The following is a 21,372-nucleotide window of genomic DNA, read 5'->3' on the forward strand; positions in this document are numbered from 1 at the left end:
CATGCGCAACGAGGGACTGGGGTCATGGCCCGCACGCCGGGCCCGCAAGACCCCGCACCGCACCGCCCTGATCCACGGCGACACCACCCGCACCTACGCCGGCCTGTACGAGCGCACCACCCGCCTCGCCCACGCCCTGCGCGAGCGGGGCATCCGGCGCGGCGACCGCATCGCCTACCTCGGCCCGAACCACCCCTCCTATCTGGAGACCCTGTTCGCGGCCGGCACGCTCGGCGCGGTCTTCGTCCCCCTCAACACGCGCCTGGCCGGCCCCGAGATCGCCTACCAGCTCGCCGACTCCGGCGCCAAGGCCCTCGTCTACGGCCCCTCGCACTCCGGCCTGGTCGCGGGCCTGCCGGGCAGCACGGATGTGCGGACGTACGCCGAGGTGGGTGCCGAGTACGAGGAGGCGCTGGCGTCGGCCTCCGAAGAGCCCATCGACACACCGGTCGCTCCGGACGACACCTGCATCATCATGTACACCTCGGGCACGACCGGCCGCCCCAAGGGCGCCATGCTCACCCATGGCAACCTCACCTGGAACGCGGTCAACGTCCTCATCGACCACGACCTGGTCGCCGACGAACGCGCCCTGGTCTCCGCCCCGCTGTTCCACACCGCCGGCCTGAACATGCTGACGCTCCCGGTCCTGCTGAAGGGCGGCACCTGCGTCCTGGTCGAGGCCTTCGACCCGAACGCCACCTTCGACCTGATCGAGCGGCACCGGATCACCTTCATGTTCGGCGTGCCGACGATGTTCGACCAGGTGGCCAGGCACCCGCGCTGGCCGGGGGCGGACCTCTCCTCGCTGCGGATCCTGACCTGCGGCGGCTCCCCGGTCCCCACCCCGCTGATCGCGGCCTACCAGGAGCGCGGACTGACCTTCCTCCAGGGCTACGGCATGACCGAGGCCGCGCCCGGCACGCTGTTCCTCGACGCCGAGCACGCCGTCAGCAAGGCGGGTTCGGCGGGCGTGCCGCACTTCTTCAGCGACGTACGCGTCGTACGGCCGGACCTCGCGCCGGTCGACGTCGGCGAGGTCGGGGAGGTCGTGGTGCGCGGACCGCACGTCATGCCCGGCTACTGGGGGCTGCCCGAGGAGACGGCCGCGTCCTTCGTGGACGGCTGGTTCCGCAGCGGCGACGCGGCCCAGGTCGACGAGGACGGCTACGTCCACATCGTCGACCGCATCAAGGACATGATCATCTCCGGCGGGGAGAACATCTACCCCGCCGAGATCGAGGACCGGCTCCTCGCCCACCCGGACATCGTCGAGTGCGCGGTCATCGGTGTGGCGGACGACAAGTGGGGCGAGGTGCCGCGCGCGGTCGTCGTCCCCCGCGAGGGCGCCGCGCTCGACCCCGACGAGGTGCTCGCCTCGCTCGCGGGACACCTCGCCAAGTACAAGATCCCGAAGTCGGTCGTCGTCGCGGACGCACTCCCGCGCACCGCCTCCGGAAAGCTCCTGAAGTCCCGTGTGCGCAAGCGCTACGGCACCAACTCCTAGCGAAGGAACGCTGAATGAGCATCACCGTCAACGGCCTCGACGAACTGAAGAAGCTCGCGGGCAGCGACCTCGGCACCAGCGAGTGGATCGAGGTCACACAGGAGCGGATCGACACCTTCGCCGACGCGACCGGGGACCACCAGTGGATCCATGTGGACCCCGAGAAGGCCAAGGAGGGCCCCTTCGGCGCCCCCATCGCCCACGGTTACCTCACACTCTCCCTCTTCATCCCGCTCTTCACCGAACTGCTGGACGTCCAGGGCGTGACGACGAAGGTCAACTACGGCCTCAACAAGGTGCGTTTCCCCTCCCCCGTGAAGGTCGGCTCCCGCATCCGGCTGACGGCCAGGCTCGCCGAGGTCGAGGAGGTGCCCGGCGGCGTACAGATCACCGTCGAGGGCGCCATCGAGATCGAGGGCGGCGCCAAGCCGGCGGCGGTGCTGCAGAGCCTGTCGCGGTTCTACGCCTGAGACCGCGCGGGCACCAGGTCGAGCAGGCGTTCCGAGGCGTCGCGCGCGAGCGGTGACAGCCGGTCGTGCACGGACCGGAACGTCTTCTCGGCCTGGTCCGCCGGCCAGTCGTCCGGGAGGTGTTTGACGGGCAGGCGCGGGTCGCGCCGGACGATGCGCAGCCACTCGGTCTGCAGGCGCAGCCGAAGGGCCAGGGCGTCGTCGGCGTCCGGCAGATCGTCCTCCCAGGGCTGCCAGCGTCGTACGAACGCCTCGTAGTGCCCGGCCAGGTCGGACAGCTCCCAGGTCTCCTCGATCATCTGGCCGATGTCCATGCCGGTGTCCGCGTGGGCCCGGAAGACCTTCACATGGGCGGACAGGCCCAGCTCGGCGACCAGCGCCGACACGTCGACCTCGCCCGGGGCGATCCACAGCCCGTTGAACAGCGGTCCGAAGCCGCTCCAGGTCAGCTGGGAGCGCAGGTCGTGGCGCTGGCGCTGCCAGGACTCGGGCAGGGAGAAGCCGAGCAGGGTCCAGGTGCCGTCCCAGTGCCGGTTGACGGCGCCGGTCTGCCAGATGCGCCGCTCGCCGTCGCGCAGCACCGCCTCCGAGCGCTCGGTCAGCCCGAAGTACATCCGGCGGCCCTCACGCTGGCGGCGCAGCAGGTCACGGCCCACCATGCGGGTCAGCGTCGAGCGGGTCGCCTGCTCGCCGATCCCGGCGCGGGCGAACACGTCGATGACGCTGCCCGAGTACACGCACACGTCGCGCCCGAGCACCTGGTCGCCCAGGAACGTCAGCATGAGGGACTGGGGCCGCAGCGACTCTTCACCGGTCACGCGGCCCACCGTACCTCCGCCGGATCAGTCCGTGACCTGCTGGTACCCGGGGTCAGGAACCCTCGACATCGACGAACACGGGGTTGGAATAGAACCACGTGTCCGCCCACGGGTCACCGTTCCCGGGCTCGTGCGGGACCGGCCCGTGCGGGTCGACCGAGGCACCGAGGTAGCCGGTGCCGTTCCGGTTGCCGTCGCTGCCGCGCAGCCGGACGTAGAAGGACTCGTCCCCGGCGGTGAGCGGGATGCGCAGCGTGTACGTCCCCTTGCGGCCGCTGACGTCCTTCGTGTGCACGACCTTGGTGTCCGGCGCCTTCCAGGTGTCCCGGTCGGTGACGGGGCCCCGCACCGCGCCCCGGATCACGTCGACGTGCCGGAGCTCGGGCAGGATGCCCTGCGCGTTGGGGCGGGAGGCGGTCGTGACGGTGACGTACAGGCTGATCCTCTCGCCCTCGCGGACGCGCAGCCGGCCGCCCAGGGTGACGCCGCGACCGGCGTCGCGGTCCCGCTTGACCCGGACGTCGAGCCCGTCGAGCAGATGCCCGTGGTCCAGCCAGACACGGCCCGCGCGCAGGCCCGCCATGACCGCGCGGTAGCCGTAGCGGGTGACACCGACGTGGGTGCGGCTGAACTGGCCGGGCCAGAAGTCGCTGCCGGGCTGCGGGGTGTCGGTGTTCACCGGGTCGGGGAGCCTGCCGGTGTTGTCGAAGTTCTGTCCGGTCGGCCAGTCGCCGTTCTTCCAGGTGTCGAAGACGGTCCGGTGATTGTCGGAGTTGGTGGTGATCGAGAACAGTCTGCCCTCGGCGAGCAGCGCGTCCCACAGCCCGCCGACGGTCGCCGTCGCCCAGTCGAAGCCGCCGTACGTCAGATAGGCGTCCGCCGGGTAGCCGGACCAGGACTGGGCGGACGGCTTGTTCTCGTACTCGCCGCGGATCGAGGTCGTGCCGCGCCAGCCGGGGATGGCGGCACCCTGGGCACCGGGGGCACCCTCCATGCCGATCATGATCTCGGGAGCCGCGTCCCGCCAGTTGCGCATCTCGTGCGGGGAGTCGATGCCGAGCCGCAGCGGGTGGTTGGCGATCACGAGGACGTCGTCGACATAGCCCGAACGGCGCTGCTCGGCCAGCCACTTGATCGCCTTGACGGCGTGCGCCTCGTTGCGGGCCGTGTCGGCCGCGCCGGCCGAGCCCTCGGTGTAGTTGAGCAGCTTGCCGTCGTAGGCGAGCTCGAACCGCGTGAGCAGGTCCACCTCGTGGGGGCCGGGCGCCGCGAACACCGTGCAGTGCTCGGCGGCCGGGATGTACCACTCCAGCCCCTGGAAGATCAGCTGACGCGGGTTCTCCGCACGGGCCTTGAGGATCTCCTCGTGCTCCAGCTGCGCGCCGTAGGAGGCGTGCCCGAAGTTGGAGTGCTCGTTGAACACCATCCAGTCCAGGCCGTACTCGGCGGCGGCCTTCGCCTGCTGGGAGAACGTGTACTTGGCGTCGTGGCTGTAGACGGAGTGGACGTGGTGGTCGCCCACCAGATACGCCAGCCGCGGGTCGTCGCCGCCGAAGCGCTTCGGTGAGGCCGCGGCGGGCACGGCGGCCGAGCCGAGGGTGAAGGCGGCGCCGAACAGGCCCGCGCGGCGCAGGAGTCCGCGCCTGGACAGGCCCTGCGGATCGAGTGCGGCGGGCGAGACGGAAGGGTCGGCCCAGTCGGGCAGCTGTTGCTCGGTCATGGTGATCCTCGAGAAGGGAGTCAGTGCGTCATGAAGGAGGTGACGGGCAGCGCCCGTTCGACGATGCGGACGTCACCGAGACGTCCGTGCAGGATCTGGTCGATCTTCCCGCCGTATTCGTAACCGCCCAGCAGCCACGGCAGCCCCACGGAGGTGATGCCGACGGAGGCCGCCTTGGGGTTGCGGAGCACCGGGCAGCCCTCGACATACAGCGTGCTGTGCCTGCCGTCGTTGACGACCGCGAGGTGCCACCAGGTCTCCAGCGGGGTCTCCTGCGCCCAGTTGGTGGCGATGCCCTGCTGGTTGAGCGGGCGCATCGCCCACTGCGGTTCACGGTCGTTGGACAGCGACAGGGTGGCCAGCGGCTCGTCCGGGTCGTCGGCGGTCTTGCCGGCGGCGCCGCCCGTGCCCGTGCGCGAGACCAGACCCGACCAGGCGTTGTGGTCCGGGTCCCAGTCGGCGGGCAGCCGGTAGAACGCCTCGATGGTGTAGCCGTCCTTGAAGGTGGCCGCGTTGAGCGGGGCGCCGTCGACCGTGCGCAGATAGGCGCCCTTCAGCGGCGACTTGAACCCCTGGAACTCCAGGCTGCCGTGGCCCGGCTGGTCGGGGTGGTGGTCCGCCGACCAGCCCAGCGCGCCGCCGCCGACCGTGACCAGGGAGAGGTCGTTGCCCCGCCCCGACAGGTCGCGGACCGTGCCGTTCACCGGCTTCTCGAAGCGCCAGTACGCCATCGTGCCCGGGACCAGCAGCTTCGCGGCGGGCCTGGCCGGCCGTGCGGGCACCGGCGCGAAGCCCGAGAAACGCTCCTCGAAGTCGATCTCGACGGAGAACCGGTCGGCGTCGCCGCTCAGCTCCATCTCCTGCCGCTCCAGCTCGTTGAGCCCCTTCTTGGCCCGTCCCAGGATCCAGGGGGAGACCGTCTCCACGTCGATGACGTTCCGGTCCAGGTCGAAGCGGTAGAGGCGGATCATGGCCGCGCCGCCGAAGTAGCGGTTCTGGTAGTTCGTCAGATGCAGATGGACGTCGTGCCCGGCCGCGTTCTTCCGCGTCGCGCGGGCGGCGGGCCAGTAGTGCCCGTTGAGGGTGAGGAAGATCTGGTCGTGCTCCTCGACGAGCTGGTCCCAGAGCTGCTGGCCGTACTCCGACAGGGAGTCGTCCTCGACGACCAGTTCGTGCGTCGTGAGGATCACCGGTGTCTTCGGGTGCTTCGCCAGGACCTCCTTCGCCCACGCGTAGCCCTGCGGCGACAGCCGCCAGTCCAACGCCAGCACCAGCCACTCCCGGCCGCCCGCCGTGAACAGGTGGAAGGTGTTGTAGCCGTCCGGGGAGGCGCCGCCGAACGTCGGCTGCCCCCGGAACCGCCTTGGACCGAAGGCGTCCAGGTACGGCGTCGCACCGCGCTGGTCGGTCGTCGACGACTTCACGTCGTGGTTGCCGGCCAGGACGCTGTAGCCGACGCCCCGCCGGTCCAGCAGCTTGAACGCCTCGCCGATCGCCGCGAACTCCTCCTTCGCGCCGTTCTGCGTGAGGTCCCCGAGATGCGACAGGAAGACGAGGTTCTCCTCCTTGCCGTGCTCCAGCAGATAGCGCAGCGACGCCTCCACCGGTGCCTTGTCGATGCTCGGCCCGTCGAAGAGGTACTGGGTGTCCGGCATCACGGCGAGCGTGAAGCGGCGGCTGTGCGGATCGGGACGCCAACTCGACGGCGCCGCCCCGGCGGTGACGGCCGGCAGCGCGGCCACCACCCCGGCGGTCGCGCCGAGCAGCGCCGTGGCACGAAGGAAACTGCGTCTTCCGGCACCGGCCTGGGGCGCCTCGCCCAGGTCGTGGTCATGCGAAGTGCACACGGGTGCTCCATGAGGTGACAGAGAAACAGGGAAGGAAGAACTCGAAGAACTCGAAGAACTCAGAGCACGTGCAGCGTCCAGCTCCAGCGATGGACGCCCGCCGCGACGAGATAGGAAGCGAAGGTGTCGGGCCCGCACGACGCCGTGCCCAGCCCGCGGTGCGCCGCGTCGATGTGCACCACGCACCCGGCACGCGGCACCAGTTCGTCGTGATGCGCGGCCGAGGCGAGGTCGGCCGCGCGATGGCGGGTCACGGACACCTGGCTGGGCCGGTCCAGCCGCACCGCCAGCCCGGTGGCGTCCGGCGCGGACAGCGTGAACCGCCGTACGCCGTGCCGCCCGCCGCTCTCCTGAGGCCGCAGATACGGTGTGAACAGCTCGTCCACCGGCAGACCGTGGTGGCCGACGGGCGCGCCCGCGCCCCGGTCCGGATACGACTCCCAGGGGCCCTGCCCGAACCACTCCAGCAGGTTCAGCCCGGCGACCGTCTCGAAGACCGACCCGACCCGGGCCACGTCGTCCAGCGCCTCGGGCAGCTCGGCGCTCTCCTCCACCAGCAGCCCGCCCTCGACGGCCGTGAACACCTGCTCGTGCCGGACGGTCCCGCCCGGGCAGAGAAGGTCGGCGACGACGGCCACCCGGCCCGGGTCACGCCGTACGGCGACGACCTTCCGGGTGGGCGCGTCGAGCCCCCAGTCCCGCCAGCGGCCCGCCATGCCGCCCAGTTCGTCGTTGTCGGTGGGCGCCCGCCACAGGGACAGCGTGGGCGCGGCCGCCAGCAGCGGATGGACCAGCAGCCCGTCCTCGTCGACCTCCACCGGACGGTTCGCGACCGGGGTGTGCCGTACCGGTTCCGCCGCCCGCAGACGCACCTGCGGCAGGCACACGACCGTGCCGCGCGGCGCCCAGGCCTCGTCCCGGGCCGTCGTGACGCGCAGCGTCAGCCAGGCCTCGCCGCCGTCCTCCGGCAGCTCGAACGGCAGCGGTACGGCGGCCGTCTCGCCCGGCCGCAGATCGGGCAGCTCGGCGGGAGCGGTCAGCGTGCCGCCGTCGGCGAGCGACAGCTCCCACTCGCCGGACAGCCAGTCCAGGCCCCGGAAGTGCTGGTGGTTGCCGAGGACGATGCCCTCGTGCCGGAAGCACTCGATCCGCACCGGCGCGGCGATCTCCCGGTGCTCGAACATCACGGGCTTGGGGGTGCGGTCGGGGAAGACCACCCCGTCGGCGATGAAGGCGCCGTCGTGGTCGCTCTCCCCGAAGTCGCCGCCGTACGCCCAGCGATGCCCGGGCGCGGCGACACCGTTGTCATAGAGCCCGGCGCCCCCACGCCCGGCCGGTCTGCCGTCGTTCACACGCTGGAGGATGCCGTGGTCCCAGAACTCCCAGATGAACCCGCCCTGAAGACCCGGGGTGGCCTCGATGGCCTCCCAATGGTCGGCCAGCGTGCCGTTGCTGTTGCCCATGGCGTGCGAGTACTCGCACTGGATGAGCGGCTTGGTCTGGGTCCCGGACATGGCGTGCGCGACGCACTCCTGAAGGGGCGCGTACATCGGGCAGGCGATGTCGGAGGCCAGGTCCGGATCGGCCCAGCCGAGCTTGGCGGCGCCCTCGTACTGCACCGGCCGCCGGGCCGGGTCGTGCCGGCGGACCCAGCCCGCCGCCGCGTCGTGGTTGGCGCCGTAGTCGGACTCGTTGCCCAGCGACCAGATGATGACGGACGGGTGGTTCTTGTCCCGCAGCACCATCCGCGCGACCCGGTCGACGAAGGCGCCCAGATAGCGCGGGTCGTCGGCGATCTCGTGCGCGTGGTCGTGGGACTCGATGTCCGCCTCGTCGACGACGTAGAAACCCAGCTCGTCGGCCAGGTCGTACAGGGACGGGTCGTTCGGGTAGTGCGCGGTGCGGATCGCGTTGAACCCGAACCGCTTGAGCAGGACGAGGTCGGCGCGCATGTCGTCGTACGACACCGTCCGGCCGGTCAGCGGATGGAAGTCGTGCCGGTTGACGCCCCGGATGAACACGCGCTCGCCGTTGACCAGCAGGTCCCGGCCGGAGATCTCGACGTCACGGAAGCCGATCCGGTGGTGCGAGGTGTCGGCGACGGTGCCGTCGGCGCGGTGCAGCCGTACGGTCAGCCCGTACAGCTCGGGCGTCTCGGCGGTCCAGGTGCGCACGTCCGGTACGGCGGCCCGCAGCCGGGCCTCGCCGAGGAAGTCGGAGACGCGCTGGTCCTCGGCGTTGGAGCGGTCGAACTCCGTGTCCTGCGTGAGCAGCTGCCCGTCCAGCTCCCCGCTGACGTACCAGCCCTCGGGCAGCGCACCGCCCGCGTCCCGCACCCGGCAGTCCACCCGCAGGTCGCCGTCCCGCCGGGCCCGCACGGCCACGTCCGCCAGATGCAGCGGGTCCCGCGCGTACAGCAGCACCGAGCGGGTGATCCCGCCGTGCCACCAGTGGTCCTGGTCCTCGATGTGCGAGGCGTCCGACCACTTCACGACGGTCAGCCGCAGGGTGGCCCTCCCCCAGCCTTCGGCCGGGGGGACCCCCATCTCGCTTCGCTCGCCGGGGCGCAGCACCGGCGTCAGATCGAACTCGGCGGCCAGATGGGAGTCCTTGGACATCCCGACGGGCCGCCCGTCCACATGCACCAGCAGCACGCTCTCGGCGGCCCCGACCTGGAGCACGATCCGCCGCCCGGCCCACTCGGCCGGCACGTCCACCGCCCGCTCGTACACACCCGTCGGGTTGGCGGCGGGCACCTGAGGCGGGTACTCGGCGAACGGCATGCGGATGTTCAGGTACCGGGGAAGGTCGTCCGTCCCCTGCATGGTCCACACGCCGGGTACGTACGACGACGACCAGACCTCCCCGAGCGGGGCGTCCGGCGCGGGCAGCAACTGGAAGCGCCAGTCGCCGTCCAGGGAAACGGCCCCGGCCCGCCGGTCGACGGCGTTCATGGGCAGCCGTCCCCAGGAGGTCAGCTCGGGTGCCTCCCAGGGGCGCAGGGCGAGCAGGGGATCGAGAGATGCGTCGGTCATGACCATTCCGAAATCGGTGCGGTGGGGCGGGGCAGGACACGGCCCGCCGGGCCCCGGGCGGGGTCGACGGGGATGCCGAGACGGTCCAGGACCGTGGGGGCGATGTCGATCAGACGGGGTGTGTCGAGCCGGGTGCGCGGGGGCGCGCCGGGCTCGGCGAGGATGACGAAGACCTCCCGCTCGGCACGGGTGTCACCGCCGTGGCCGCCGGCGTCGAGGTGACCGTGGTCCGTGGTCACCAGCACGGTCCAGCGCTCCCCGGCGCGTGCCGGGTCCGAGCGCCGGGCGTCGATGGCCTCCAGCAGCCGGCCGAGGTGCGCGTCCTGGGCGAGGAGGGCGTGATCGTAGGCGGGGGAGAGGGGGCCCGTGGCGTGGCCCGCCTCGTCGGTGGCGCCGAGGTACACGAACAGCACGTCCGGGTCGTCCTCGGTGAGCCAGCCCGCCGCGGTGTCGGCGACGCGGCGGTCCGCGCTCGCGTAGCCGTCGGTTTCGCCGTCGTGGTACACCCGCCGGCCGATCGCGGGGCCGAGGACACCGCGCCGGACCAGTTCCGGCCAGGACACCGCGGCCGCCGTGCGCAGACCCGGCCGGGCCGCCACGGCGCGGCTCAGGAAGTCGGGGTACCGGGTGTAGTCGGCCCCGGTGAAGTCGTTGCCGGTCACCCCGTGACGGTCGGGCCACACCCCGGTCAGCACGCTCGACCAGCCGGGCCCGGAGTCGGTGTAGGCCATGCTGGTCGACGGCCCGTCCTCGGCCTGGCCGTCGGCCTCGCCGTACGGCAGCAGGCTGGTGCCGACGGCGCCCGCGGCCATCAGGCCGTGCAGCACCGGTGCCGTGGAGGGGGAGCGGACGAGCCGGTCGTAGCGCAGTCCGTCCATGCCGACGACGAGCACCTTGGCGCGTGGAGCCTCGGAGTTGACGTCCGTCACTGGGTGCCTCCCTTGTGTCCTGAGAGCTCGGGACCGACTGCCGGTTCTCGGCTGCGTGCCCGCGGTGGCTGGTCGCGCCCACGCGGCGGAGCCGTATATCGACACAGCCCCGCGCCCCTTGGGGCGCGTCAGCTCCCCTGTACTGCCCCCTCCGTGGCGCCCGCGATGAACCCGCGGGCGAAGATGGTGAAGACGACGACCAGCGGAACGGACGCCATGAGCACACCGGCCATGACCATGCTGTAGTCGGTGGTGTGGCCGACATGGAGCTGGGCGAGCGTCACCTGGAGGGTGAGGTGGCCGGGGTCGGTCAGCACGACGAGGGGCCAGATGTAGTCGTTCCAGGCGCCGACGAAGGCGTAGATGGCGAGGAAGGACAACGCGGGCTTGATCATCGGCAGCACGATGTTCCAGTACTGGCGGAAGAAGCCCGCGCCGTCGATGCGCGCCGCGTCGAGGAGTTCGTCCGGCACGCCGTTCTCGATGTACTGGCGCAGCCAGAAGATGCCGAAGGCGTTGGCGAGGGCGGGCAGGACCAGTGCCTTGAGGGTGCCGACCCAGCCGATGTCGGACATCAGGATGAACTGCGGCAGGACGGCCAGCTGCAGCGGCAGCATCATGAACCCCACCAGCATGGCGAACAGCACCTTGCGCCCGGGGAAGTCGAACTTGGCGAAGGTGAAGGCCGCCAGGGAGTCGATGAACAGCACCAGGACGGTGGTGACGGTCGCGACGACGAGGGTGTTCAGCATCGACCCGAAGAAGTCGATGGTGTCGAGCACGTGCCGGATGTTCTCCAGCAGGTGGGATCCGAAGGTCAGCTTCGGCGGGCTCTTGTAGATGTCCTCGGTGGTGTTCGTCGCCATGACGATCGTCCACACGAACGGGAAGACCGAGATCAGCACGGCCAGGCCGAGGAAGATGTGCGCGGTCAGTCCCTTGGGGCGCCGGGACCGCCTCTTGACCACTGCGGTCATGACTTCCTCCCGCGCTGGACGACGCGCCAGTTGACGACGACCAGCAGCATGATCAGCACGAAGAAGGCCCACACGATGGCCGCGCCGTAGCCGTAGTCGTTGTTGACGAAGGCCGACTGGTAGAAGTACAGCAGCGTGGTCAGGCCCGCCTGGCCCGGGCCGCCGAGGTTCGGGTTGGCGGCGTTGCTGCCGAACAGCACCTGGGGCTCGCTGAAGCTCTGCAGGCCGTTGATGGTCGAGATGACGACCGTGAACAGGATGATGGGCCGCATGATCGGCATGGTGATCTGGAAGAACGTGCGGATGGGCCCGGCGCCGTCGAGCCTGGCCGCCTCGTAGATCTGTGTGGGGATGGCCTGGAGGCCGGCCAGGTAGATGATCATGTTGTAGCCGGTCCACATCCAGGTCATCAGCAGCGCGATGACCAGTTTGATCAGCCACGGATTGCTCATCCACGGGACGGGTGAGATGCCGACGGTGCCCAGGATCGCGTTGACCAGGCCGAAGTTGTTGCTGAACACCGCCCCGAAGAAGATCGACACGGCGACGATCGAGGTGACGTTCGGCAGGTAGAGGGCGATGCGGTAGAAGCCCTTGAAGCGCCGCACCGAGTGCAGCAGCGTCGCCAGCACCAGCGCGCCGAACAGCGTGGGAACGGTCGACAGGACCCAGATCACCAGGGTGTTGCGGATCGACAGCCAGAAGACCGGGTCGTCCCACAGGAACCGGAACTGCTGCAGGCCCACGAACTGGATGGTGCCCATGCCGTCCCAGCGCTGGAAGGCCAGGTACAGCGAGTAGAAGACCGGGAAGAACGAGAAGGCGCCGAAGATCAGGAAGAAGGGGGAGATCGCCAGGTACTGCCGCCAGTGGGACAGCACCCCGCGACGCCTCGGCCGCACGGAGCCCGCCGGCGGCGTGCGCCGGGGGCGGAAGCGGGCCGGGACCGGCCCGCCGTGGCGCCGGGGCACCGCGGCGGGACCGGTGACCGGAGGTGAGGACATCGCTCAGCTCACCCCCTGGCGGCGGGCGATCTGCTTGGCCTGGCCGACCGCGTCGTTCCAGGCGTCGTCGGGCTTCTTGCCCTTGGACTCGATGCTGGTCAGCTCGGTCATGAAGGGGGCCATCACGGCGGCGTCCGCGGGTGCCTCGTAGCTGGCCGGTATGGCCTTGGCGGCCGGGCCGAACACCTCGATGATCTTCTGTCCGCCGAAGAAGGGGTCGCCGCCCGTCATGGCCGGCATGGCGTACGCCGCCGGCGCGGCCGGGAAGATCGCGGCGTCGGCGAAGCCGCGGGCGTCGTTCTCCGGGCTGAGGATCCAGCTGATGATCTTGAACGCCTCTTCGGGGTTCCGGCACTGCTTGGGCAGGGCCAGATAGGAGCCGCCCTGGTTGGCCGGTCCGCCGGGCATGGCGCAGACCCGCCACTTCCCCTTGGTCTTCGGGGCCGCCTGCTCGATGTCCAGCGCGTGCCAGGCCGCACCGAGTTCGGTGCTCAGGCTCTTGCCGACGGCGGCGTTCCAGCTGTTGTCGTTGATCTTGGCGTCGAGGCCGAGGGTGTACGGGCGGACCGCCGTGGTCCACGCCTTGCGGATGTGGTCCTGGTCGCCGATGAAGTGGTCGTCCTTGTCGATGAACCGCTCGGTGCCCTGCCCGACCACCATGTTGAACACCGAGCCGATGTTGTTGACCAGGTAGGTGCCGGGCACGTTCTCCTTCAGCTCGGTGCCGAGCGCGAAGTACTCCTCCCAGGTCCCCGCCCGGGCCGCGACCTTGTCGGGGTCGGTGGGCAGTCCGGCCTTGTCGAACAGGTCCGCCCGGTAGAAGAGCGCGGTGGGGCCGATGTCGATCGGGAAACCGATCTGCTTGCCGTCCTCGGTCCGGGCGAGCTTGGTCTTCCAGTCCAGGTACTGGGACGAGATGTCCTTGAAGCCCAGGTCGTTCAGGTCGAGGAAGCGGTTCGCGTTGGGCAGGAAGGACGCCATGTCCTCGCCCTTGATGCCGGTGATGTCGGGCACGGAGGTGCCCGCCGCGAGGGTGGTGGTGAGCTTCGACTTGAAGTCGCCGCCGATGGAGGCGACGGTCAGCTTCACCTGCTTGCCGAAGTGCGTCTTGGCCTCGGCGACCACCTTGTCGCTGAGCGCGCCTCCCCAGTACCACAAGGTGAGGTTCTTGCCGTTCTTGCTGCCGGCCGAGTCCGAGCCGTTGCCGCATGCCACGGTCAGACCGGAGGCGGCCGCGGTGAACGCTGCGGCCTGGAGGAAGCGTCTGCGGGAAAGGTCCACGGGTCACTCCTGTTGTTCATGTTCGACGTGGAGAGGGGTGCGGGGATCAGTGCCGCCGTTCGGAGGCGCGTGGGCCGACGGACGTGTGAGGGGCCGGCGGGGTGAGGGGGGCGTACGCGACCGCCGGCCCGGGGTCCGCCGGGAGCCGGTCGGCCAGGAAGCCGTACGACCGCTTCAGTTCGGGATCGGTCAGGGAGTGCCACCAGCGGTGCACGCCGTACCAGCCGGGGGCCGCGAGGGCTCCGCCGTGGTGTCCGACGGACAGCCCGGCCGCGAGCACCGCGAACCGCAGCCGCTCCGTCAGCGGCCAGCCGCCGAGCGAGGCGGTGACGAAGGCGGCGCCGAAGACGTCCCCGGCGCCCGTCGCGTCGAGCACGTCGACGTCGAGGGCGGGCACGTCCGCGTACTCGCCGGTGATCTGGTCGACGGCCAGCGCGCCGTCCCCGCCCCGGGTGACCACGGCGACCGGCACCAGCTCGGACAGCGTGCCGAGCGCGGCCACCGCGCTGTCGGTGCGGGTGTAGGCCATGGCCTCCGTCTCGTTGGGGAGGAAGGCGTGGCACAGGGCCAGCTGCTCCAGGAGAGCGGTCGGCCACTCCTGGGTGGGGTCCCAGCCGACGTCGGCGTAGACCTGCGTGCCGTTGGCGGCGGCCTTGGCGAGCCACTCGCGCGGCTCGGCCTCGAGGTGGACGAGGGCGGTGCGCGCCTCGGGCGGGTCGCCCATCAGCACGTCCTGCGAGTACGGCGGCTCCTGGCCATGGGTGAGCAGGGCGCGGTCGTGGCCGAAGGCGACGGAGACGGTGACCGGGGTCGGCCAGCCGTCCGCCGTCCGGGAGAGCGAGAGGTCGATGCCCTCCTGGTCGCACAGGACGTCACGGCAGTGCTCGCCGTAGAAGTCGTCGCCGAACACGGTGGCGAGGGAGGTCCTGAGGCCGAAGCGGGAGGCCGCCACCGCGAGGTTCGCGATGCCGCCCGGGCCGCAGCCCATGCCCTCGGTCCAGATCTCCTCGCCGGGTGTCGGCGGCTTGCCGAGTCCCGTGAGGACGAGGTCGTAGAAGAGCAGCCCGGTCAGCAGCACATCGGGCCGGTCGTCGTCCACGGATGTGTCCTCTCGCTCGAGTTCGACGGAGATCGTCAAAACTCTTCATTTCCGTGACCGGAATCGTGCGCTGCTCCGAGAGATTGGTCAATACCCGAGCAGAACTGAGCATGGAAATGATTGAAGATGACGAGTAGTGTTCCGGCCGTGCTGGCAGAACGACGACACCAACTCATCCTGCGGGCCCTTCGCTCAGGAGGCCCCGCGGCTGTGACCGACCTCTCCGAGCGGCTGGGTGTGAGCCCCGCCACTATCAGGCGTGACCTGGTCAAACTGGAAGAAGACGGTCTTCTCACCCGCGTCCACGGAGGCGCCGTCGTCGAGGAGGGCGACCAGCCCTTCGCCGAGGTCGCCGAGGTGCGCGTGTCCGAGAAGGACGCCATAGCGGAGCGCGCCGCGGCGCTCATCGAGGACGGCCAGTCGGTCCTGCTGGACATCGGGACGACCGCCTACCGCCTGGCCCGGCAACTGCACGGCCGCCGGCTCACCGTGATCACCAGCAACCTGGTGGTCTACGAGGAACTAGCCGACGACGAGGGCATCGAACTGGTCCTGCTCGGCGGCATGGTCCGCCGCGAGTACCGCTCCCTGGTCGGCTTCCTCACCGAGGACAACCTGCGCCAGCTGCACGCCGACTGGCTCTTCCTCGGCACCAGCGGCGTACGGCCCGGCGGGCAGGTCATGGACACGACGGTCGTGGAGGTGCCGGTCAAGCGCGCCATGATCAAGGCCAGTGAGAAGGTCGCCCTGCTCGCCGACACGGCGAAGTTCCCCGGGCACGGGATGGCGAAGGTCTGCGGTCCCGAGGACCTGGACGTGGTGGTGACGAACGCGCCGGTCGACACGGCGACGCGGGCCTCCTTGCAGGAGGCGGGCGTCGAGGTCGTCGTGGCGGGAAAGGTGCAGACGTGAAACTGACGATTCTGGGCGGCGGAGGGTTCCGTGTGCCCCTGGTGTACGGGGCGCTCCTCCAGGACCACGCCGAGGGCCGGGTGACACACGTCGTCCTGCACGATCTGGACGCCGGACGGCTGTCGGCGGTCACCCGGGTCCTCGCCGAGCAGGCGGCCGGTGTCCCCGACGCGCCCGAGGTGAGCGCCACCACCGACCTCGACGAGGCCCTGCGCGGCGCCGACTTCGTGTTCTCCGCGATCCGCGTCGGCGGCCTGGAGGGCCGCGCGAACGACGAACGGGTGGCCCTGGCCGAGGGCGTCCTCGGCCAGGAGACGGTCGGCGCCGGCGGCATCGCCTACGGCCTGCGCACGGTCCCGGTCGCCGTCGACATCGCGCGGCGGGTGGCCCGGCTCGCGCCCGAGGCCTGGGTCATCAACTTCACCAACCCGGCCGGCCTGGTCACCGAGGCCATGTCCCGCCACCTCGGCGACCGCGTCATCGGCATCTGCGACTCCCCGGTCGGCCTCGGCCGCCGCATCGCCCGCGTGCTCGGCGGGAACCCCAAGGAAGCCTGGATCGACTACGTCGGCCTCAACCACCTCGGCTGGGTGCGCGGCCTGCACATCGCCGGCCGCGACGAGCTCCCGAGGCTGCTCGCCGACCCCGACCTGCTCGGCTCCTTCGAGGAGGGCAAGCTCTTCGGCGTCGACTGGCTGCGCTCTCTCGGCGCGATCCCCAACGAATATCTGCACTACTACTACTTCAACCGTGAGGCCGTACGGGCGTACCAGCAGGCCGAGAAGACCCGCGGTGCCTTCCTGCACGACCAGCAGGCCCGCTTCTACGCCGAGATGCGGAATCCGGACGCCCCCGCCTGGAAGGTCTGGGACGACACCCGCGCCGAACGCGAGGCCACCTACATGGCCGAGAACCGTGAGACGGCGGGCGCCGGCGAACGCGACGAGGACGATCTGTCGGGCGGCTACGAGAAGGTGGCCCTCGCCCTGATGCGGGCCATCGCCCGGGACGAGCGCACGACCTTGATCCTCAACGTCCGCAACCGGCGCACCCTGTCGGTCCTGGACACCGACGCCGTCATCGAGGTCCCCTGCCTCGTCGACGCCAACGGCGCCCACCCCGTCACCGTCGAGCCGCTGCCCGACCACGCCACCGGACTGGTCTGCGCGGTCAAGGCCGTCGAGCGTGAGGTGCTGTCCGCCGCCGACTCCGGCTCGCGGGCGAGCGCTGTGAAGGCCTTCGCGCTGCACCCGCTCGTCGACTCCGTCAATGTGGCCCGCCGGCTGGTCGAGGGCTACACCGAGGTCCATCCCGGGCTGGCGTACCTTAGATGAACGCCGTCCGGTAAGCGCTTTCCCCACGCCGCTTCCCGCCTGCTCGCTCGTTCCGCTTCCTGGAGACATCTCATGCATGACGAAAGCCGCCGGATCGAAGAGCGCGTCCAGCGCCTCCACGACCAGCGCATCAAGACCGCGATCTACGCGGCCACCGTCCCCTTCGAGGTGGAGGCCTGGCAGGCACCGGGGGAGCCGGTCTCCTTCGAGGAGGCCGCCGCCGCCTCGTACGAGCCGTTCGCCATGGGCACCCCCTGGGGCCCGCCCTGGGGCACCACCTGGTTCCGCATGCGCGGTGAGGTGCCCGCCGAGTGGGCCGGCAAGCGCGTCGAGGCCGTCATCGACCTCGGGTTCGTGGGCGACTGGCCCGGCAACCAGGCCGAGGCCCTGGTGCACCTCACCGACGGCACCCCGCTGAAGGCGGTCAACCCGCTCAACCAGTACGTGGCGATCGCCAACCCGGCGACGGGCGGGGAGACGATCGACTACCTGGTCGAGGCCGCCTCCAACCCGGACATCCTCGCGGACAACTTCTCGAAGATCACCCCGCTCGGCGACAAGCTGACCGCGGGCGACAAGCCGCTCTACACCTTCCGCGGTGCCGACCTCGCGATCCTCGACGAGGAGGTCTGGCACCTCGACCTCGACGTGCAGGTGCTGCGCGAGCTGATGCTGGAGCTGGGCGAGCACGACCCCCGCCGGCACGAGATCGCCCACGCGCTCGACCGGGCGATGGACCTGCTCGACCTCGACGACGTCTCCGGCTCCGCACCCGCCGTCCGCGAGGCGCTGAAGCCGGTCCTCGCCCGCCCCGCGCACGCCAGCGCGCACACCGTCTCCGGCGTCGGCCACGCCCACATCGACTCCGCCTGGCTCTGGCCGATCCGCGAGACCAAGCGCAAGACGTCCCGCACGTTCTCCAACGTCACGTCCCTGGCCGACGAGTACGACGACTTCATCTTCGCCTGCTCCCAGGCCCAGCAGTACGAGTGGGTGCGCGACAACTACCCGAAGGTGTGGTCCCGCATCCAGGAGTCGGTCAAGAAGGGCCAGTGGGCGCCGGTCGGCGGCATGTGGGTCGAGTCCGACGGCAACCTGCCCGGCGGCGAGGCCGTCGCCCGCCAGTTCATCCACGGCAAGCGGTTCTTCATGGACCACTTCGGCATCGAGACCAAGGGCGTCTGGCTGCCGGACTCCTTCGGCTACAACGCGGCCTACCCGCAGATCGCCAAGCTCGCCGGCAACGAGTGGTTCCTCACTCAGAAGATCTCCTGGAACCAGACCAACAAGTTCCCCCACCACACCTTCTGGTGGGAGGGCATCGACGGCACCCGCATCTTCACCCACTTCCCGCCCGTCGACACCTACAACGCCCGCTTCAGCGGCGAGGAGATGTCCCGCGCGGTCCGCAACTACTCGGAGAAGGGCGGCGCCTCCCGCTCCCTGGCCCCCTTCGGCTGGGGCGACGGCGGTGGCGGCCCCACCCGCGAGATCATGGAACGCGCCCGCCGGCTGGCGGATCTGGAGGGCTCCGCGAAGGTCGTCGTCGAACACCCCGACGAGTTCTTCGCCAAGGCCCGCGAGGAGTACCCGGACGCGCCCGTCTGGGTCGGCGAGCTCTACCTGGAGCTGCACCGCGCCACCTACACCTCCCAGGCCCGCACCAAGCAGGGCAACCGCCGCTCCGAGCACCTCCTGCGCGAGGCCGAACTGTGGGCGACGACCGCCGCGCTGCACGCACCCGGGTACGCCTACCCCCACGAGAAGCTGGACCGGCTCTGGAAGACGGTGCTGCTGCACCAGTTCCACGACATCCTGCCCGGCTCCTCCATCGCCTGGGTACACCGCGAGGCCGAGGCCGAGTACGCCCGTGTGGCCGGTGAGCTCAAGGAACTCACGGCCGAGGCACTCGCCGCCCTCGGCTCCGGCGGGCCCCATGCCTTCAACACCAGCCCCTACGACCGTGCCGAAGTGGTCCGCACCGCCGACGGCGCGCCGGTGTACGTGGAGGTGCCCGCGAGCGGCTCAGCGCCCCTCGCCGATGCCCGGCCCCCGCACCCCGTGACGGTGAGCGGCCGGGTGCTCGACAACGGGCTGGTCCGCGTGGAGATCGCCGAGGACGGCACCCTGTCGTCCGTGCGCGACCTGCGCGCGAACCGCGAGGTCCTGGCCGACCAGGGCAACCTGCTGCGCCTGCACACCGACCTGCCCAACTACTGGGACGCCTGGGACATCGACAAGCACTACCGGAACCGCTACACGGACCTCCTCGACGCCTCGTCCGTCACGGTCGTCGAGCAGGACCCGCTGGTCGGTGCGGTCCGCGTCGAGCGGTCCTTCGGCAAGGGCTCCACGATCACCCAGACGATCACCGTCCGCGCCGGCAGCCCCCGGATCGACATCGAGACGGACATCGACTGGCACGAGACCGAGAAGATCCTCAAGGCGGCCTTCCCGGTCGACATCCGCGCCCCGCACTCCTCCGCCGAGATCCAGTTCGGCCACATCCAGCGGCCCACCCACACCAACACCAGCTGGGAGGCGGCCCGCTTCGAGGTCTCCGGCCACCGCTGGGTGCACCTCGGCGAACCCGGCTACGGCGTCGCGGTCATCAACGACTCGACCTACGGCCACGACGTCTCCCGCACGGTCCGCGAGGACGGCGGCACCACGACCACCGTCCGCCTCAGCCTGGTCCGCGCGCCGCGCATCCCGGACCCCGAGGCCGACCAGGGCCGCCACCGCTTCACCTACGCGCTGCTGCCCGGCGCGAGCATCGAGGACGCCGTCGCCGAGGGCTACGCCCTCAATCTGCCGCTCCGGGTGGCCGAAACGGCCGGCGCCCCCGCACCGGTCGTCTCCGTCGAGGGCGAGGGCGTCACCGTGGAGGCGGTCAAGCTCGCCGACGACACCTCGGGCGATGTCGTCGTACGGCTCTACGAGTCGCGCGGCGGCCGCGCCCAGGGCGTCCTGCGCACCGGCTTCCCGCTGGCCGGAGCCCAGATCACCGACCTGCTGGAGCGGCCGACCGAGGAAGCGGAGATCACCGACGCCGGTGTCCCCGTCACCCTGCGGCCCTTCCAGATCCTCACACTGCGTCTGCGCAGGGGCTGACCCATGGCCATACGACCCTGGTTCACCGACGCCAAGCTGGGGATCTTCATCCACTGGGGCATCTACGCCGTCGACGGCGTGCAGGAGTCCTGGTCGTTCTACGACGACATCGTCCCCTACGACCGCTACATGTCCCAGTTCGACCGCTTCACGGCCGCCCGCTACGACCCGCGCGACTGGGCACAGCTCTTCGCGCGGGCCGGCGCCCGGTACGCCGTGCTGACCAGCCGCCACCACGACGGCGTCGCCCTGTGGGACAGCGCCCACGGCGACCTCAACGTGGGTCGCGATCTGATCGCCGGCTACGCCGACGCCCTGCGCGAGCAGGGCCTCAAGGTCGGCCTCTACTACTCGCACTCGGACTGGAGCCACCCCGACTACGCCTCCACCCGCAAGCCCGGCCGCCCGCCGGAGCTGGAGGACAACCGCTACTCGGAAGTGGCGGCGGAGGACGAGGACCTGGCCGCCTGGGAACGCTTCCTCGCCTACCGGGACGGCCAGCTGCGGGAGCTGGTGACCCGCTACCGGCCCGACCTGCTCTGGTTCGACGGCGAGTGGGACCGCAGCGAGGAGCAGTGGCGCATCCCCGAACTCGCCGCCCTCATCCGCTCCGAGGTCCCTGACGTCGTCTTCAACGCCCGCATGCTGAGCGAGGGCGACTACGCCACCCCGGAACAGGGCGCACCCGTCATCCCGCCGGAGGGCCCCTGGGAGCTCTGCCTCACGATCAACGACTCCTGGGGCCACCAGCACCACGACCACAACCACAAGTCGGTCGACCAGCTGATCCGCTACTTCACCGAGACCATCGGCGGCGGAGGCAATCTGCTTCTCAGCGTCGGCCCGCGGGAGGACGGCACCATCCCGGCCGAGCAGGCGGAGCGGCTGGAAGGACTCGGCGCCTGGATCGCCAAGCACGCGGAAGCGGTGTACGGCACCGTCCGGGGACTCCCGCCGGGCCACCACTACGGCCCGAGCACCCTCTCCCAGGACCGCCGCACCCTCTACCTGACCCTGTTCGACGCCCCACGCGCCGAGATCAACGTCCGCGGACTGCTCGGCACGGTGCGCCGGGTGACGGTCCTGGGCAGCGGCACGGAACTGCCCCACCGCGTCACCGGCGGCCTCCACGAGACACCGGGCATCCTCTGGATCGAACCCCCCGCTGCGGCGGACCTCGACCCGTACGCCACGGTGCTGGCCGTCGAACTGGAAGGGGAACTGGAGCTGTACCGCGGCGCAGGACGGTTCTGACGAAAGTTTAAGAAAGCGGCGAAAGGCCTGCTCACGGGCGGTATGTGGACGCCCGTGAGCAGGCCGGTTCG

The 21,372-nt window shown here is 70.7% G+C and carries 15 protein-coding genes; 6 read left to right on the top strand and 9 right to left on the bottom strand.

What is annotated here, in order from left to right; translation table 11 throughout:
- Position 1 precedes the first annotated feature (1 nt).
- Entirely contained in the window at positions 2-1,507 is a 1,506-nt protein-coding gene (locus tag ACFT4A_RS05320; protein WP_382826164.1) for a long-chain fatty acid--CoA ligase, read from the top strand.
- A 14-nt stretch (positions 1,508-1,521) separates the two neighbouring features.
- Positions 1,522-1,977, top strand: a complete 456-nt coding sequence (locus ACFT4A_RS05325; protein ID WP_382826166.1) for a MaoC family dehydratase — start codon at positions 1,522-1,524, stop codon at positions 1,975-1,977.
- Here ACFT4A_RS05325 and ACFT4A_RS05330 read toward each other — a convergent pair.
- The 9 genes from ACFT4A_RS05330 to ACFT4A_RS05370 all read right to left on the bottom strand — a co-directional run bounded on the left by ACFT4A_RS05330 (position 1,968) and on the right by ACFT4A_RS05370 (position 14,687).
- On the bottom strand, positions 1,968-2,795 hold the full coding sequence (locus ACFT4A_RS05330; protein WP_382826168.1) for a PaaX family transcriptional regulator C-terminal domain-containing protein: 828 nt from the start codon (positions 2,793-2,795) through the stop codon (positions 1,968-1,970). The genes ACFT4A_RS05325 and ACFT4A_RS05330 overlap by 10 nt on opposite strands.
- Before the next feature lie 52 nt (positions 2,796-2,847).
- On the bottom strand, positions 2,848-4,515 hold the full coding sequence (locus ACFT4A_RS05335) for a PHP domain-containing protein (RefSeq protein WP_382826170.1): 1,668 nt from the start codon (positions 4,513-4,515) through the stop codon (positions 2,848-2,850).
- Between the two features lie 20 nt (positions 4,516-4,535).
- Complete coding sequence (locus tag ACFT4A_RS05340) at positions 4,536-6,362, bottom strand: LamG-like jellyroll fold domain-containing protein (protein WP_382826172.1); 1,827 nt, start codon at positions 6,360-6,362, stop codon at positions 4,536-4,538.
- 59 nt (positions 6,363-6,421) lie between these two features.
- On the bottom strand, positions 6,422-9,397 hold the full coding sequence (locus ACFT4A_RS05345; RefSeq protein WP_382826173.1) for a glycoside hydrolase family 2 TIM barrel-domain containing protein: 2,976 nt from the start codon (positions 9,395-9,397) through the stop codon (positions 6,422-6,424).
- Complete coding sequence (locus ACFT4A_RS05350; RefSeq protein WP_382826612.1) at positions 9,394-10,275, bottom strand: alkaline phosphatase family protein; 882 nt, start codon at positions 10,273-10,275, stop codon at positions 9,394-9,396. The genes ACFT4A_RS05345 and ACFT4A_RS05350 overlap by 4 nt, the downstream gene beginning before the upstream one ends.
- A 179-nt stretch (positions 10,276-10,454) precedes the next feature.
- A complete protein-coding gene (locus ACFT4A_RS05355; protein ID WP_382826174.1) occupies positions 10,455-11,303 on the bottom strand; it encodes a carbohydrate ABC transporter permease in 849 nt (282 codons plus the stop codon).
- A complete protein-coding gene (locus ACFT4A_RS05360; protein WP_382826614.1) occupies positions 11,300-12,184 on the bottom strand; it encodes a carbohydrate ABC transporter permease in 885 nt (294 codons plus the stop codon). The genes ACFT4A_RS05355 and ACFT4A_RS05360 overlap by 4 nt, the downstream gene beginning before the upstream one ends.
- 126 nt (positions 12,185-12,310) lie before the next feature.
- The gene (locus ACFT4A_RS05365) at positions 12,311-13,588 is read right to left on the bottom strand and encodes an ABC transporter substrate-binding protein (RefSeq protein WP_382826176.1); all 1,278 of its coding nucleotides are present in this window, start codon (positions 13,586-13,588) and stop codon (positions 12,311-12,313) included.
- Between the two features lie 46 nt (positions 13,589-13,634).
- The gene (locus ACFT4A_RS05370) at positions 13,635-14,687 is read right to left on the bottom strand and encodes a carbohydrate kinase family protein (protein ID WP_382826177.1); all 1,053 of its coding nucleotides are present in this window, start codon (positions 14,685-14,687) and stop codon (positions 13,635-13,637) included.
- Between the two features lie 147 nt (positions 14,688-14,834).
- Between ACFT4A_RS05370 and ACFT4A_RS05375 the strand changes: the two genes are divergently transcribed.
- From ACFT4A_RS05375 to ACFT4A_RS05390, 4 genes are all read left to right on the top strand, one after another.
- Positions 14,835-15,599 carry a DeoR/GlpR family DNA-binding transcription regulator gene (locus tag ACFT4A_RS05375; protein WP_215117424.1) on the top strand — a complete coding sequence of 255 codons (765 nt, stop codon included), beginning with the start codon at positions 14,835-14,837 and terminating at the stop codon, positions 15,597-15,599.
- Positions 15,596-16,933 carry a 6-phospho-beta-glucosidase gene (locus tag ACFT4A_RS05380; protein ID WP_382826179.1) on the top strand — a complete coding sequence of 446 codons (1,338 nt, stop codon included), beginning with the start codon at positions 15,596-15,598 and terminating at the stop codon, positions 16,931-16,933. The genes ACFT4A_RS05375 and ACFT4A_RS05380 overlap by 4 nt, the downstream gene beginning before the upstream one ends.
- Before the next feature lie 72 nt (positions 16,934-17,005).
- Positions 17,006-20,047 carry an alpha-mannosidase gene (locus ACFT4A_RS05385; protein WP_382826181.1) on the top strand — a complete coding sequence of 1,014 codons (3,042 nt, stop codon included), beginning with the start codon at positions 17,006-17,008 and terminating at the stop codon, positions 20,045-20,047.
- A 3-nt stretch (positions 20,048-20,050) separates the two neighbouring features.
- On the top strand, positions 20,051-21,301 hold the full coding sequence (locus tag ACFT4A_RS05390) for an alpha-L-fucosidase (protein WP_382826183.1): 1,251 nt from the start codon (positions 20,051-20,053) through the stop codon (positions 21,299-21,301).
- The last annotated feature ends 71 nt before the right edge of the window (positions 21,302-21,372 follow it).

The organism is Streptomyces sp. NPDC057099, assembly GCF_042671245.1.
Lineage (GTDB): Bacteria > Actinomycetota > Actinomycetes > Streptomycetales > Streptomycetaceae > Streptomyces > Streptomyces purpurascens.